At 47.9% G+C, this 15,239-nt stretch carries 16 protein-coding genes; 8 read left to right on the top strand and 8 right to left on the bottom strand.

The genetic code is table 11. The features are described 5' to 3' along the window. The first annotated feature begins 178 nt into the window (after positions 1-178). Positions 179-691: a sigma-70 family RNA polymerase sigma factor gene (locus JHJ32_RS00430; protein WP_079717385.1), complete on the top strand. Its 513-nt coding sequence runs from the start codon at positions 179-181 to the stop codon at positions 689-691. Between the two features lie 93 nt (positions 692-784). Here the strand turns inward: JHJ32_RS00430 and JHJ32_RS00425 are convergent, their stop codons facing one another. Next, positions 785-2,500: an alpha-amylase family protein gene (locus JHJ32_RS00425; protein ID WP_200119135.1), complete on the bottom strand. Its 1,716-nt coding sequence runs from the start codon at positions 2,498-2,500 to the stop codon at positions 785-787. A 44-nt stretch (positions 2,501-2,544) separates the two neighbouring features. Continuing rightward, on the bottom strand, positions 2,545-3,369 hold the full coding sequence (locus tag JHJ32_RS00420; RefSeq protein WP_200119127.1) for an SDR family NAD(P)-dependent oxidoreductase: 825 nt from the start codon (positions 3,367-3,369) through the stop codon (positions 2,545-2,547). 196 nt (positions 3,370-3,565) lie between these two features. Between JHJ32_RS00420 and JHJ32_RS00415 the strand changes: the two genes are divergently transcribed. Beyond that, positions 3,566-4,315 (top strand): ferritin-like domain-containing protein, encoded by a 750-nt coding sequence (locus JHJ32_RS00415; protein WP_079717388.1) that lies wholly within the window; start codon positions 3,566-3,568, stop codon positions 4,313-4,315. Positions 4,316-4,387: 72 nt separating this feature from the next. Here JHJ32_RS00415 and JHJ32_RS00410 read toward each other — a convergent pair whose 3' ends face one another. After that, entirely contained in the window at positions 4,388-4,834 is a 447-nt protein-coding gene (locus JHJ32_RS00410) for a DUF421 domain-containing protein (protein WP_079717389.1), read from the bottom strand. 1 nt (position 4,835) lies between these two features. Continuing rightward, positions 4,836-5,336 carry a hypothetical protein gene (locus tag JHJ32_RS00405; RefSeq protein ID WP_200119118.1) on the bottom strand — a complete coding sequence of 167 codons (501 nt, stop codon included), beginning with the start codon at positions 5,334-5,336 and terminating at the stop codon, positions 4,836-4,838. Positions 5,337-5,595: 259 nt separating this feature from the next. On the opposite strand from JHJ32_RS00405, the gene JHJ32_RS00400 reads away from it, so the two are divergent. Continuing rightward, the gene (locus JHJ32_RS00400; protein WP_200119116.1) at positions 5,596-6,390 is read left to right on the top strand and encodes an SDR family oxidoreductase; all 795 of its coding nucleotides are present in this window, start codon (positions 5,596-5,598) and stop codon (positions 6,388-6,390) included. Between the two features lie 24 nt (positions 6,391-6,414). Here the strand turns inward: JHJ32_RS00400 and JHJ32_RS00395 are convergent, their stop codons facing one another. Continuing rightward, entirely contained in the window at positions 6,415-6,732 is a 318-nt protein-coding gene (locus tag JHJ32_RS00395) for a SemiSWEET family sugar transporter (protein ID WP_233632417.1), read from the bottom strand. A 53-nt stretch (positions 6,733-6,785) separates the two neighbouring features. Between JHJ32_RS00395 and JHJ32_RS00390 the strand changes: the two genes are divergently transcribed. The 3 genes from JHJ32_RS00390 to JHJ32_RS00380 all read left to right on the top strand — a co-directional run bounded on the left by JHJ32_RS00390 (position 6,786) and on the right by JHJ32_RS00380 (position 9,876). Next, the gene (locus JHJ32_RS00390; protein WP_200119114.1) at positions 6,786-8,405 is read left to right on the top strand and encodes an alpha-amylase family protein; all 1,620 of its coding nucleotides are present in this window, start codon (positions 6,786-6,788) and stop codon (positions 8,403-8,405) included. A 10-nt stretch (positions 8,406-8,415) separates the two neighbouring features. Continuing rightward, positions 8,416-9,372 (top strand): TIGR03885 family FMN-dependent LLM class oxidoreductase, encoded by a 957-nt coding sequence (locus JHJ32_RS00385; protein ID WP_200119112.1) that lies wholly within the window; start codon positions 8,416-8,418, stop codon positions 9,370-9,372. A gap of 117 nt (positions 9,373-9,489) precedes the next feature. Further along, positions 9,490-9,876 carry a PleD family two-component system response regulator gene (locus JHJ32_RS00380; RefSeq protein WP_079717394.1) on the top strand — a complete coding sequence of 129 codons (387 nt, stop codon included), beginning with the start codon at positions 9,490-9,492 and terminating at the stop codon, positions 9,874-9,876. 12 nt (positions 9,877-9,888) lie between these two features. Here the strand turns inward: JHJ32_RS00380 and JHJ32_RS00375 are convergent, their stop codons facing one another. Next, the gene (locus tag JHJ32_RS00375) at positions 9,889-10,665 is read right to left on the bottom strand and encodes an SDR family NAD(P)-dependent oxidoreductase (protein ID WP_079717395.1); all 777 of its coding nucleotides are present in this window, start codon (positions 10,663-10,665) and stop codon (positions 9,889-9,891) included. A 22-nt stretch (positions 10,666-10,687) separates the two neighbouring features. Here JHJ32_RS00375 and JHJ32_RS00370 point away from each other — a divergent pair, with 22 nt between their 5' ends. After that, positions 10,688-10,981 carry a KTSC domain-containing protein gene (locus JHJ32_RS00370; protein ID WP_233632416.1) on the top strand — a complete coding sequence of 98 codons (294 nt, stop codon included), beginning with the start codon at positions 10,688-10,690 and terminating at the stop codon, positions 10,979-10,981. Between the two features lie 13 nt (positions 10,982-10,994). On the opposite strand, the gene JHJ32_RS00365 is transcribed toward JHJ32_RS00370, so the two are convergent. Continuing rightward, positions 10,995-12,101 carry a DUF748 domain-containing protein gene (locus tag JHJ32_RS00365; RefSeq protein ID WP_200119110.1) on the bottom strand — a complete coding sequence of 369 codons (1,107 nt, stop codon included), beginning with the start codon at positions 12,099-12,101 and terminating at the stop codon, positions 10,995-10,997. Positions 12,102-12,316: 215 nt separating this feature from the next. Here JHJ32_RS00365 and JHJ32_RS00360 point away from each other — a divergent pair, with 215 nt between their 5' ends. Continuing rightward, positions 12,317-13,447 carry a polysaccharide pyruvyl transferase family protein gene (locus tag JHJ32_RS00360; protein ID WP_200119108.1) on the top strand — a complete coding sequence of 377 codons (1,131 nt, stop codon included), beginning with the start codon at positions 12,317-12,319 and terminating at the stop codon, positions 13,445-13,447. Here JHJ32_RS00360 and JHJ32_RS00355 read toward each other — a convergent pair. After that, positions 13,444-15,009: an FAD-dependent oxidoreductase gene (locus tag JHJ32_RS00355; RefSeq protein ID WP_079717399.1), complete on the bottom strand. Its 1,566-nt coding sequence runs from the start codon at positions 15,007-15,009 to the stop codon at positions 13,444-13,446. The two genes, JHJ32_RS00360 and JHJ32_RS00355, sit on opposite strands and share 4 nt — an antisense overlap. Positions 15,010-15,239 lie beyond the last annotated feature (230 nt).

Genomic DNA, 15,239 nt, shown 5'->3' with positions numbered 1-15,239 from the left:
CTGCCAAACAGACGATCAGTGAGGTAGTTAAAATTGAGTAAGTGCTCGATTCGGCAGCAATAGCCGACAAGAGCATGGGTTAATGAGTGCTTAGTTTATGAAAATAGCTGAAAATCATAGATAATGTAAAACACACATACGTAATGTAAAACACACGACACCATCATCAAAGCAGATTATGAATAAGATTGAATTTAGCACCAAGGTAGTACAGGAAGTAGGCTCGTTAAACAACTACGCACGTTATTTTACCCGAGACCCTGAAAATGCGAGTGATTTAGTCCAAGACACGATGTTAAAGGCATTTTCTTATTATAACAAGTTTAAGGAAGGCACCAATTTACAAGCTTGGCTTTATACAATACTAAAAAATACCTTCATCAATTATTACAGAAGGAAGGTAAAGACCAACGCTATCATTATGAAAACGGAAACCATTTCCTCATCCGATCTCTATAAGAGCTCGTTGCGCAATAACGCGGAGGGGAAATTCATTATGAAAGACATTGAATATGCCTTGTCAAAGCTTTCTGAAGAATATTATTATCCTTTCACCATGTATTATGAAGGATATAAATACCACGAAATCGCTGAACAATTCCAAATCCCAATTGGGACGGTAAAAACCCGCATACATGTGGCCAGGCAGCAGCTCAAGAAAAAGCTCAAGCCATACGCCAAAGGCAAGTAAGCAAGTTAAGCTGCATACATCACACAATATAAAAATAAAGCCGATACCCGCACGTATCGGCTTTATTTATTTAATTGTTTAGTTACGCTGCATTTACTTCAATCGATACCAACCATAACCATAGCCGTCAAGTTTCAATTGATCATCTTCGACCGGTACCGGTTGACCAGAAAAAAGATCGGTCAATTGGTTGTCTGCCAATAGCCGATGCTCGAGTCTGAATGCTTGCGGCTTGTCCGAGAAGTTATGGATCGTCAGCAGTGACTTGTCACCGTAGTCGTACCGGACCGCAAAAATATATTTCGAATTGGCCGGGATGATTTCAAAGTCGGCGAGCCCGATTTCCGGACAGGCCTTGCGTGTGCGAATAAGTCGTTTAATATGGTTGAGCAGTGATGTCGAATCTGTAAGCTGCTGCATCACATTAACTTGCTGGTATCCATAAGGTCCATGGCTGATAACATTTCGAAACGGCGTATCTGCCGATGTGAATCCGCCATGAGGCGCTCCGCTCCATTGCATCGGTGTCCGCACAGCCAATCGCTCTTTCAATGATAGGTCATCACCCATACCAATCTCCTCGCCGTAGCGGATAACGGGCGTTCCCGGCAGGGCATATAACAAGCTGTATGCCATGCGCAACTGCTTAGGATCGCCAAGCATAGGAGCCAGCCGTCTACGTATGCCCCGGCCATACAGCTGCATGGACGTATCAGGGCCAAATTTGGCGTATACCTCTTCCCGCCGCCGTTCCCCCAGCCTATCGAGGTCAATCTCATCATGATTCCGCAGAAAATGTGCCCACTGTGCCGTCGATGGCTTTTCCTTGGTATCTTCGATGGCTTTGATAAACAAGCGGAGCTCCTGCGTAGCAAGTGCATAAAATAAAAACTGATTGACGTAAAAGTTAAACATCATCTGCATGCCATTGTTATCTTCGCCAAAATAGTCCTTATTCTCCTGGGGCGAAAGGTTAGCTTCGCCCAACATCAGCGCATCATGTTTTGCATCCCGCATGATATTGCGCATGGTGGGCACCAACTGCATCATCCGTTGAGGAGTTTCACTGCCTGTCTCAGGAACATCGATAATAAAGGGTACCGCATCCAGCCGATAGCCGTCCATGCCCTGTTCCAGCCAAAAGCGCAGAATCTTGAAAGCTTCCTGTTGTACTTCCGGGTTGGTGTAGTTCAAATCGGGCTGAAAGGGATAAAACCGATGGAAATAATATAAACCGGCGATGGAGTCGTAAGACCAGGTAGTACGCTGGACACCTGGAAATACCATCCCTTTGTCCGCGTCGTCCGGCAGGTCCGCTGACCACACATACCATCTACGGTACCGCGAATCGGGACTCCGGCGCGCCTCCTCGTACCATGGATGCTCGATGGATGTATGATTGAGTACAACATCGGAAATCACTTTCATACCTTTTTTCTTAGCCTCAGCCATAAATAGGTCAAAATCGTCCATCGTGCCGAACTTCGGATTAATCGTGTAATAGTCTTTCACGTCATAACCATCATCATTCCCCGGCGACGGATTAAATGGAGCCAGCCAAATTACATCGACACCCAGGCTGTCCAGATACCCCAGCTTTTGGATGAGTCCCTGAAAATCGCCTATTCCATCGCCATCGCTGTCTTTGAATGTGCCTACTTCAAGGTTGTAGATGATGCTGTTTTTATACCAAAGGCCATCATCCGGTGCAGTTGACTCTTGCCCCAAGGCCATAGATAGTCCGGACGCTGCGAGTCCGACGAATAAGCTCCACCAAATGTGGGTCGGTTGCGCTTTTTTATGCTCCATAGTTTTTCGGTGTATCGATTGTTCGTTGACTAGAAGGTGTTCGCTTATAATCCGGCAAGCTTTGAGCTTATCGTGAATAACATTTTTCTGGCATTTTCATCATAAGCCTGATCATGGGCCCGCGCTTGCCGTTTGCCGTCGAAAAACGCCCCGCTAATATCAGCAACCTCTGGTGAAGTGGCCACAAATAACACGGCATCGACGCCTTCTGAAATGCTGCTTCTGGGGCGACTGTTGCTCTCGCGAACCAAGGTGGTATCCATGAGTGATGCCGGATGTACGCTATTGATCCGAATACCCGCATCGCGGAGCCTATGTGACAAGGTCATGGCAAGCATTACCAAGGCCAATTTACTTTGGCCATAGGCACGCCGCCCGGTATACGCGGCATCCAGCATGAGATCTTCAAAGTCGAGCGGTTCCTGCAACCCTGAAGCTACCATGACGACCCGGGAACCTTCGGTTTGCTGCAGCAGGGGTAAAAGCAGATCGGTAAGCAAGAATGGTGCAAGGTAGTTAACCGCAAAACGAAGTTCATAGCCATCTTGACTCATTTGCCGACGACCGCCACCACCAGCTGGACCAATTCCTGCATTGTTTATCAACAGGTCCAGTTGCTGATGTGCCGACAAAAGCTTAGCCGCCAATGCACGAACCTCCCCCAGATTTGCCATATCAGCATTGTAGTATATAATGTTTTTGTTGCCTGTTTCCTGAACCAGTGCATCAACCGTAGATCTCCCCTTATCCGGATTGCGCCCGTGCAAAATGAGCGCCGTCCCCTTCCAAGCTAGCGCTTTAGCAAGCGCTTTACCCAGTCCATCTGTGGCACCGGTTATCATAACTACCTGTTCGGATAATGCTCTCATAAGTATCGTTTCTAAACGTCTTCAAGGGTTCTCTTGCCACTATAAGAGCCTAACAAAAGCGGGGTATGAAGGTTTGAAGGAACCGATCAATCGCCACCGGAATCCAACTCAATTCAATTGATATATTTTTAAAACCGACACCACCTCCTGTTGTTATGCGATCAAGGGTAAGCGATAACTAAAAATTTGAAATAATATGGAAACACAAGTTGAAAAAGGAGCGCCGTCGGGACTGGAATTATTCTATCAGACATTGCTGCAGGAGATTTATTGGTGCGAACTGCACCTACGTGATGTCCTGGAAAGTATGGAGGAGCGCGCGAGCACGGATGAACTGAAAACGGCCTTCAGAAACCACCGTGAGGAAACAAACAATCAGGTGAGCCGGTTGGAAAAAATTTTTTACAAGAAAGGTGTGGGAGCACAGCCCGTATTCTGCGTGGGGATGCAGGGCCTGTTTGATGAGGGTTGGCAAGTGATTGATGAAACAGAGGAAGGGTCGGCACATCGTGACGCGGCGCTTATCGTAGCTGCACAAAAAGTTGAGCATTATGAAATTGCAACCTACGGCAGCTTGAGCACATTGGCGAAAACACTGGGCTATCAGGAGGCTGCCGACTTGCTGGAACAGACCCTTGCCGAGGAAAAGAAAGCAGACGCCACGCTGACGACATTGGCCGAGAGAGACATCAATACCGAAGCCAGTATTGAGCCGGCGTCTGAGGAGCAGCTACCACCTACCGACACGTCCAGCATCACTACGGAATCCGACCCTGCGGTGGATGCCATGAAAGCAGGAATAGACGGCATGGACGCCGGCGCGAGCTCCAAACCCACCCATGAAGGTGCAGAAGCCAGTGCTCCCGGTTCGGCCGATGCGTTATTGGTAAACGACGATGGAACGCCTAAAGCGAAAAAGAGAAGTACCCGCAAGGCTAAAGCATAGGCACAAGAGCATGGCATCGAAATACAATACGGAAGGAAGCCAGAGCTTCCTTTCGTATATTGCAACAATTATCTATTCAGGTAACGGGATAATAGAAATCTGACCGTCTCGTTCCAAAACGGCGTATTTGATTTGCTCCATCCGTTCTAACCCGTGTGCAAGCCGCGCTGCCTCCATAATGTCCTCGGTATCCACCCTTGCCTGGCTCATTCTGCCTTTCAAGGGTTTCCCGTGGTCTACTAAAATCAGCGGTGTTCCTTCCAACAGCCTGTCGAGCTTCTTATACCGCCCCTTTAGCTTCACAAATACCATGTCAATCCCCATTAGTACCGTAATCAGCACCAATGCATTAGTCACGGAAAAATCATTCCCCAATAGTGCCTGTTGAGTGGCTTCGCCGACAATTAACAACAGCACAAAGTCAAACGTTGTCGTCTCGGCCAAACTGCGCTTGCCGAGTATACGAAACAACGCCAGAAGGAACAAGTATACGGCAACCCCGCGAAGAAAAAGTTCCATACTAAGGGTAGATAAAATGTGTTATTTCGAATGCTTGATCGTTGACCCGCCAGGTATCGGCCACAGATCCTGCCTTTTGCGGATTTAAATAAAAATAGATGGCTGTTTCACCTGCGCCCGCCACCGTAAACGTATAGCTAACATTTCCATTGACGATACGTGATTCATAACCTTCGGGAGTAATCTTCTCGATTTTGAACGCATCAAGGTAACGCATCGGTATAAGAATTTCAATCTCATCCCTCCCACTTAATTGCCACGTGATGGTCGTCTCTTTTTCATAGCGTAAGAACCGATCGTATCGAAGTGCTGTACCCCCATTTGCCAACTGTCGCTTACTCAGTAGCCCGTTGCCGAAGAGCCCTAACGCGGTGAGTACGACCACAATCAAAATCAGTATACCACAAACCCGCTGCACATTCCAGCCTTTTTGCTGGTGGCTTAGCTTCTCGTCTAACTCAAGCGTGTGTTCAATCTTTTCGACTTGGTGAATTTTCTGCATAGTTATGACCAATCATAAGGCATACCGACGCCTGCGATGCTCAATACAAGAATCCGTCCGTTAATACCGATTACACACGAATACGCATTTTAGATCCCCTACACGTTATTTGTGGGGTCAACCAAAGGGGCACTGTACTAATTTTCAGCCTTGATGTTCACTAAACTGGATTTCATGCAACCCGCACGGCTCCCCCGTTTATCCCCCTTTGGTTGGTGTAAAGTTTGCAGCACGTAGGTAAACATTAACGGAGGTACTTATGATTGCAAGAAAATTTGCCCTGATAACGGGAGGGACCAGTGGCATTGGGTTGGAGCTAGCCAAGCTGTTCGCAGCAGACGGCTATAATTTGGTTATTGTAGCACGGGATCAGCAAGAGCTCGATGGTGTCAGCAGTGAGCTCTCACAACTGCACCCCATAGAGGTGATTACCATTCAAAAGGATCTGTTCAACCCTGAAGCACCGCATGAGGTGATTGATGCCCTGAAGGCAAAGCAGATTACCCTGGATGTCCTTGTCAATAATGCTGGTCAAGGAGTATACGGCGAGTTTATCACCAACGATTTGGATAGGGAGTTAGCTATCGTACAGCTGAATATCAATGCATGCATTGTGCTCACGAAGTATGTATTGAAAGATATGGTCGCCCGCAATTCCGGAAAAATACTCAATGTGTCTTCCATTGCCGGAAAAATACCGGGGCCTTATCAGGCTGTATATCACGGCACAAAGGCATTCGTTCATTTTTTCAGCGAGGCTATCCGCAACGAAATCCGGGATACCAATGTTACCGTTACTTCATTGCTGCCCGGCGCTACCGACACAGATTTCTTCAACAAGGCGGATATGGAGGCCTCAAAGATGGTGCAAGAAGGCGATTTGGCAGACCCCGCAGATGTAGCCAGGGATGGTTACAAAGCGCTGATGGACGGAAAAGACATGATCATATCTGGCTTCAAAAATAAGATGCAGGTAGCGATGAGCAATGTGATGTCAGACAGCAAAGCAACGGATACCCTGCGAAAACAACAGGAGCCCGTGAATAAGTCATGATAGCGTGGGCGGCATCGCATCGAATTAAGATTTGGCTTTCCGGTATCGATATTTTAATACCATCATCACCACATTGAGCGACAGTGCCAAGATATTGGTCGCAATAATCGGCACGTCGCTTTTTTCTGTCCCATAATATATCCATAAGCCATTGCCCGTGCTGAGTACAATAAACATAAGTACCGACACATCCTTTGCTTTTTTGCGCCTAAGTGTTGTGATGATCTGTGGAATGATAGATGAAGACGTACAAATACCCGCCACGATGCCAATGATTTCGATGAATCCCATATGCAAGCACAACATCGTGGCGACCGGATGGTTTATCCATAAACTAAACATTTCATTTATTCAATTGTTCAACTCCATAGATCTGATAAATCGATAGGTTTTCTATGATGGATACGTGGTACAGCAACATGGTCTTGTATTCACTCGACCCCGAGACTTTTTATGACACAAACGGTGATGGCATCGGCGACCTGAAGGGGATAAAAGAGAAACTCAATTATCTTGCCGGCTTAGGTATTACCTGTATATGGATTCAGCCTTTCTATCCTTCGCCCAATAGGGATAATGGCTACGATGTGACCGATTATTACGGCATCGATCCGAAGCTGGGCGACCATGGGATATTTTCTGAACTTATTGACCATGCCCGTGATTTGGGCATCCGGGTAATCGTTGACTTGGTCGTCAACCATACCTCCATCGCACACCCGTGGTTTAAAGCGGCACGAAAAGACAAACACTCCGAATACCGGGACTACTATGTTTGGTCGGACGAACCGTGGGATTTCGGCGAAGAGCACCTCAAACTCACTGGCGAAGAGAACACCATTTGGACATATGACGAGGAAGCCGGACAATATTACCTTCATCGATTTTACAAGGAGCAACCGGATTTAAACATTGGCAACCCAGCGGTTCGCCAGGAAATCCTTCAGATAATTGGGTTTTGGCTCAAAATGGGTGTGTCCGGATTTCGTATAGATGCGGCAACATTACTCATCGAACCCTATGGTTTGAAAGATGGTGAAAAATTGGACCTGGAATCGTTTATTGCAGAAATGCGTGACTATGCTTCGCTGCGAAAAGGTGATGTGATCTTACTTGGCGAGGCCAATGTGCCTCCTTCAGCGATGAAAACCTACATGGATAAGGGGCAAAAGATGCACATGCTCTTTAATTTTTACATGAACATGAAGCTCTTCCTTAGCTTAGCCCGAAAATCGGCAAGGCCACTCTATGCTGCCTTAAGCGAGCAAACATCCATACCTTATGGAAATCAGCTGCTCAACTTCCTAAGAAACCATGACGAACTTGCCCTTGACCAGTTGAGTGAAGACGAACAGCACGAAATATTCCAGGCCTTTGCGCCCCAAAAGCGGATGCAGCTGTACGGCCATGGCATACGCCGACGCCTGGCCCCCATGTTTGGGAACGACCAATGCCGAATGGAACTGGCGTTCAGCCTCATTTTTACCTTACCGGGCGTCCCCATGATCCGATATGGCGATGAAATCGGCATGGGTGACAACCTCCGGCTTAAAGGCCGGAACAGCGTACGCACCCCCATGCAGTGGTCTACAGGCAAGCACGGCGGATTCTCGCCGGCTGACCACGTAAATCGAAACGTCATCCAAGAAGCACCTTACGACCCCAAACATGTAAATGTTATCGGCGCTTATAGAGACCCCGATTCGTTACTCAACTTCATGAAACGGCTTATTGCCCTCCGGAAACAGTGCGCCCTTATTGGTACTGCGCCAGTTCAAGCCATCAAGGTCCGGCATGAAGGGCTTTTCGCTCATCGGTATGAAGACAAGACAGGCCTGCAATTACTGCTCTTCCATAACCTTACAGATAAGGAAATTAGCGTCTCCGCCGATGAGGCCGATGTGCTGGCTGACGACTGGGTGGAAATCTTCCGGGATGGAAAAACTCAAGTTGCCCACCGTGAAATCACCCTTGCGGCATATGGATATCTATGGATGAAAAAGTTTCCCCAATAAAATAAGTTTTATGGCTCAAATTGCATATCACGCGTCGCATGAACAGTTTAGTCCATCCGAGCTGTTAAGCCACGCACAAATGGCCGAAGAGGCCGGGTTCACAGCGATTCATTCGTCCGATCACTTCCAACCGTGGAGCGAACGGCAAGGTGAAAGTGGCCATGTATTTTCTTGGTTGGGCGCCGCCATGCAAGCTTGTAAGCTTCCCTTTGGTTTGATTTGCGCGCCAGGTCCCCGTCACCACCCAGCAGTGACAGCGCAAGCAATCGCTACGTTAACCGACTTATCTCCTGAACGATTATGGGTCGCGCTCGGCAGTGGCGAGGCGATCAACGAACGAATTACCGGGCAGCCGTGGCCTTCCAAAGCCATCCGTAATGAGCGGTTGCTGGAAAGTTTTCACATCATCCGTCGACTGTTGGATGGTGAAACAGTCACCTGTCATGGCCGCGTCTGCACAGATGAAGCGCGTCTTTACACCCGCCCACCGAAGCGTCCGCTTTTGCTGGGTGCCGCCATTACAGAAGAGACGGCCCATTGGATGGGAAGCTGGGCAGAGGGGCTACTGACCATCAACCACCCACTGGAAAAACTCGAACGGGTGATCAAACAATTCCGCGTAGGCGGGGGGGATGGTAAGCCCGTGTTTGTCAAAGTACAAATCTCCTATTCGCGGAGCGAATCGGCTGCATATGCGGGCGCTTTCGACCAATGGCGCACTAACATTTTTGATAGTTCGGTGCTGGCCGATTTGTGGAAACCCGAGCAATTCGAAGCGCTGGCTAAATTTATAGAGCCGAAAGACTTGGAACAGGCTGTTAATATTTCAAGCGACCCTCGCCAACACGAAGTTTGGTTGAAATCTTACCTGGCGCTGGGTGTGGACTGCCTTATCCTGCATAATGTAAACCGCGAACAGGCGGCATTTATTGAGGACTTTGGACGCGCGGTCCTCCCTAAACTTTGAATTTGGCAAGAGAAAGCCGATTAAACTATTAATTTTGCTGCTAACAATAAAAAAAATTACGAACTATTGTATTCTAATACGCGCATGTATTAAATTTGCTAACGAGGTAAATTACCCATGAAAAGGCAGGGAACATTGAGTATGGCGAAAAAAATCCTGTATGCGGAAGACGATGGCGACATGTTGGATATCGTTTCGGAATTTATGCAATTCGAAGATTATGAGGTTGTGACGGACAATGGAAAAACAATCAAGAAAAAACTGAAACAGCACCAAATCGGCCTGATACTTTTAGATGAGAATTTAAACTGGGGGTGGGGCAGCGATCTGTGCAGGGAACTGCGGGCCGACAAAGAAACCGCCGGTATTCCTATTGTGCTGATTTCCGCCTTGCGGGATATTGACAAAATAGCCGAACAATGCGGCGCAACGACATATATCCGCAAGCCGTTCGATATTTATGACGTAATCGATGTGGTAAACCTCCATTATTTACCCCAGTAGATTACATCGCAATCAGGCTCCTTGTCCGAGATGAATCATTAACCCGCCGTCGACAACGTAGGTTGATCCGGTCACGTAACCGCTATCGGCTGAAGCGAGAAATACGGCAACATGAGCGACATCTTCCGGTTTGCCGGCTCGCTTCATGGGAATGTGCTGTTCCTTTTCCTTTCTCACCGCATCACTCTCTACGGCCTCTTGGTTCATCTCCGTCAATATCATGCCCGGAGCGATGTTGTTGACCCGGACATGCTTGTCGGCAAGCTCTAAGGCGAGGCTCCGGCTGAAATTTTTGATACCGGCCTTTGATGCGTTGTAGTCTGCATTACCTGCCGTGTTGACATCCTCGTGAATAGACGACACAAAAATAATATGTCCTTCGGAAGCGTTGTCCTTTCGCCGTTGAAGGTAAGCCCTACTACAAAAAAAGGGTCCGTAAAGGTTGGTCTTCATGCAGGTATCAAACGTATCTGTATCCATTTGGGCAACGGGTATATTCCTCCCATTTACTCCGGCATTATTGACTAGGATATCGATTTTTTGGTATTCCTCAATAATAGCATCGAATACCTTCGCGACCTGCTCTTCATCGGTCACATCCAATCGAAGACAGATGGCTTCGCCACCGGCGGCAACAATATCTGCTGCGGTACGTTTTCCTCCCTCCTCGTCCGATCGGTAGGTGACCACTACTTTTGCACCTTCCTTGCCGTAAGCGATTGCAATAGCCCGCCCTATTCCCGAGTCGGACCCGGTGATCAATGCTACTTTGTTTTTCAGTCTTTCCATCTCGTATTTTTCAATATGGCCTATGTCAAATTTAACAGGAAATACGCGGATTTGTTTCATAACAAACAACCAAACAATCACCGGAACGCCGGGTTATTACGTCAGACGACTCGCTATGCCATCAAGCGTTATTAGACATATCGACTACAGTGAAACCAGCAATATCCTGAAAATCACCTTTCAAACGGGAGCTGTTTATACCTATTATGAAGTACCCGAAATGGTCTATATCGGACTGCGTCAAGCCCGATCAAAAGGCAAGTATTTCAATGCCCATATCGCGGGACAATACGCATTTGACAAGATTTCATCGTAACGATAACGATTACCTACTTAGCCTCAAAAATCCCGCTTCTACCCGCTACTTCCTCTGGCGACCGGATATCGATTTGATGATCAACGCTCGGCATCAACGCTTCAATGAATGCATTTCTAAGGACTTGCCATATCGCCTCCCAAACGAGTATATTGGTTTCCCCAAAGCTCCCTTCGATGGGTATCCGCGTAGCGACTTGCTCAGCTTTCGGGTTTTCTAACAACTGGCCCACCACACCGATAACGGCCTCTTTCGCCCGTTGGAAAAAATTATCATCGCGATCCTCAAGCCCCACGACCTCCAGATCGGTGATGATAGGCTTTACGTATCCTTTGTACTTGCCATTATTTGCTGCAAATTCGCTGTAAAGCCCAAATGTACCTTTACTGACATCAAATTTCCCATAGGCAATGAAAAAGTCATTTAAGTCGGGCAAATTTGCCCCTTCTATCTCGGCCGTCAGATCAAAGGTAGCCTGATCTGCCAACGCATCCATCTTTAAATCAAGATTCAGTGAGCCACCATACGCTTGCGCACTTGCACGAATGGTGGAGGGCAATTTTTCATCTTCACGAGATGTGTTTTTCAGGTTTTCGGCTATAATATGTGCGTTTTCAAGCGCGATATCCACAAGCGGCGACGTGGTACTGTCGGTATAACGGATGCGGCCATTCCGTACCTCAAAACGGTTGACCCGCAACGGCATAAAATCCTTGAGCAATTGCCGAAAATCCGTTGTGTCCTTGGCTACAGCATCAACCTCAGCCTTGTCCTTGGTGAAGATGAGCTCCGGCGCCTCAAATGCCAATTCACCGACAAGCGCACCCTTCAATAATGACCGCCAATCAACCGATAAGTCAATCCTGTTGACCACGAAAAATTTTATTTGCTCGCCGGACGTTGAATCGACTTTGTTGAGGTACAACCGATCCAGTTGATAAGCTCCCCGGTATAGCGCGATATCGATGTCTGAAACATGCCCGTAGTACCCGTTTAAATTGGCCAAGGTACGGTTGGCGTACCGCAATACGATGGTAGGCAAAAGCAGCCTAATGATGACAAGCAAGAGGATAATACCCGCAACGATGCTATATTGCTTTTTCCATTTCCGGTTCTTCATTCTTACAAGGTCTTTGTGTTATCAGAACTGCAAAAACCTTTCCCTTGCCCTGTTTTTGAGACTATCTGAGGAATAAGAGCGCCTCCTGAACGTTGGCTGTAGCAAATCGTAGACTTTCCGTTCATTAAAATGAAATTTGCCCTGTCGCCAAATAAGGAAACAATCGACGGCGTTGATTGTAAACTATTCAACTGGAACCCTTCACATTACATGCTATGTATAATCGACAACTTAAAATCGGAATTTCGGGATCCTATGGAGGGATGAACTTAGGCGATGAAGCAATCTTGCAAGTGATGCTTAATCAAATCAAGGCCACATTGGACGCTGAAGTCACCGTTTTCTCCCGCTATGTAGATGACACCCGCAATCGGCATGACGCCGATAATGTGGTAGCCGTACGGGATCTTTCGATTAACGAAATAAAACCTCACATCGCCGATTTGGATCTTTTTATTCTGGGGGGAGGTGGTATTTTGTATGATCAGGATATCTTATTGTACCTACGCGAAGTCAAAATAGCCATTGAGCAAACCGTTCCGGTAATGCTATATGCCATTGGTGTGGGGCCGCTTGAGAAACGTTCGCTACACCCCGACATTAGCGATATCCTAAATCATGTAAATTTGATTACGGTACGCGACATCGACTCAAAACACTTATTGGAAAGCATCGGGATAACAAAAGAGATCCATGTAACTGCCGATCCAGCTTTTCTGCTCGAGCCCGAACCGATCGGCGATGACGTATTGGTTAAAGAACAGCTCAACACGCAGCGCAGGTTGATTGCCGTTTCAGTCAGGGAGCCAGGTGGTGCAGCTCCGGATTTGGACGAAAATCAGTATCACTCCTTGCTGGCCAACGCTGCGGATTACATGGTTGACCGCTTTGGAGCAAACATCCTTTTCATTCCCACGGAGCGCGACCATCGGGACTTACAACATTCACACGCTGTCATTTCATTGATGCTCCGCCCGCAGCATGCGCATGTACTTAAAGGCGAATATTCAGCAGGCCAGCTGCTGTCGATTATGAAACACTGCGACTTCGCCGTGGGCATGCGCCTACACTTCCTCATTTTTGCTGCTTTGCAGCATGTTCCTTTTATCGCATTACCATATGCCGCCAAAGTAAAAGGCTTGCTGAGCGAATTAGCCATTGATATGCCGCCACTACATTTGGTAAACGCAGGCAGGCTTATTGCGTATATCGACCAGTTTTGGGATAACCAGGAAGGGATTCGCGAGCAGATACGTGAAAAATTACCGGCCATTCGAACCAAATCAAAACTGACTCACCAACTCATGCTGGATGTTTTGGAAAGCCATTCCTCATTCCGATGTTAGGTAAGCGGAACAATGGCGAGATCTTTTCGCGGCGGGCCGGTAAGTACCCGTCCATTGGTGTCATAACGCCCGCCGTGGCAGGGGCAATCCCAGCTTTTCTCCGCATCATTCCACGTGACGATACATCCGGCGTGTGTGCATACCGGGCTTAATGCGATGACCGCTCCGGCGGCTGATTTATATACAGCGATTTGTTTGCTGTCATAGTTAACCACCGCACCGGTATCCGGAGCCAGCTCCACTAAAGCCTCCAGCCGCTCAGTCGCCACCCTATCGGCCACAAACCGGTATGCTACATCCGCATTTTCTTTTACAAAGTTGGCAAATCCAGCAATTGGCTTAATGCGTTGCGGCGAAAAAAGCTTTTCATAAGGGCTTTCCCGTCCCAAAATAAGATCCGCCAACAACAGCCCTGAAAAGCTCCCCATTAGGATGCCGTTTCCGCTGAATCCGGTGGCCACATAAGTATTTTCGTCGCCGCCGGGGAGTTTCCCTATGTATGGCAAACCATCCGCGGGTTCAAAATACTGTGCCGACCACCGGTAGTCTATGGATGAGACATGAAAATGTTTGCGCGTATAAACTTCCAAATCTTGGAAGGCCGCATGCGGGTCTCCATGTCCCGTCTTATGGTCTGCTCCGCCCACAATCAAATAGGGCTTGCCATTGATATGGTGACTTCGGAAATAATGATAAGGCTGCTGCATATCGTAAGCCAGCTCACTGGGATAATTACTGGACGACAGCTGGACACCCAGCACATAGCTGCGGTACGGTGCACACCGTAGGTGCAAGATATTCAACCCCGGAGGAATGTGAGTGGCGTATACCAACTGCTGGGCACGGACAACACCTGCACTGGTCTGCACGTGATGAATACCGTCCTTGTGCACGGTGTCTTCAACGCGGGTCTTTTCCAGTATCACACCGCCCTGTTTTACGAAGGCGTCCGCAAGTGCGTACAGATAACTGAGCGGATGGATCTGCGCTTGTTCTGTGTATTTTATCGCTTGCATGAACGGCAACGGCAGCGGTATGGTTGCGACGCGCTCGACCGCTACCCCCGCCCGCTGCGACGCCTCGTAAATTTTGTCGAGTTGAGCAACCTCTTCTTCTGTTTGGGCAAAAAGAATCCCGTCTTTGTATTCAAAATCACATGCGATTTGATACGTCGAGACATTGCGTGCAATAAGATCGCGGCCCGCGCGAGCGGCGCTGCCTACCAATTCGGCACCTTCCGCACCGAAGTCGCTTTCGATGGTGGAGTATGGCGTATCGAGCATGGTATTGATATGTGATGTCGTCCCTCCGGTGGTGCCGAACCCCAGATGATGGGCTTCAGCGACTACACATGCGATGCCCGCCTCTTGCAATAGCAACGCCGTGGTCAATCCCGTAATGCCCCCTCCGGCGATAAGCACATCCCACACCTTGGTTTCGACACGGTCTTCCCGTCCTCCCCGTTGTGCCTGTATTACAGCAGATGTTTGCCAAGGGCTGGACAATATCCCGTCTCTCGCCAAAAAACTTGTGGTAGATGCGTCAGCTGAATTGGTTTTCATAATGTGTCGTTTTCAATGATAACATGGGAGACTTCGGATTGTTTATGGTTTATCATGGAACAACCACACATCACAATAAAAGGCAAATACCACCAAACTTTTTGCTTTTTGCTTGTTTATTCTTATATTGTGAACATTGAATCAGATTGGCATCCTAATTATGCCGTATACCTCCTGCACCGGATTAGGCATCAGTGTTTTTTCATGAATTGTCCGTCTATCCGCGACAA

The organism is Parapedobacter sp. ISTM3, assembly GCF_016533505.1.
Classification (GTDB): domain Bacteria; phylum Bacteroidota; class Bacteroidia; order Sphingobacteriales; family Sphingobacteriaceae; genus Parapedobacter; species Parapedobacter luteus.
The sequence above is the reverse complement of the archived record's forward strand: the minus strand, read 5'-3'. Positions and strand labels throughout refer to the sequence as shown.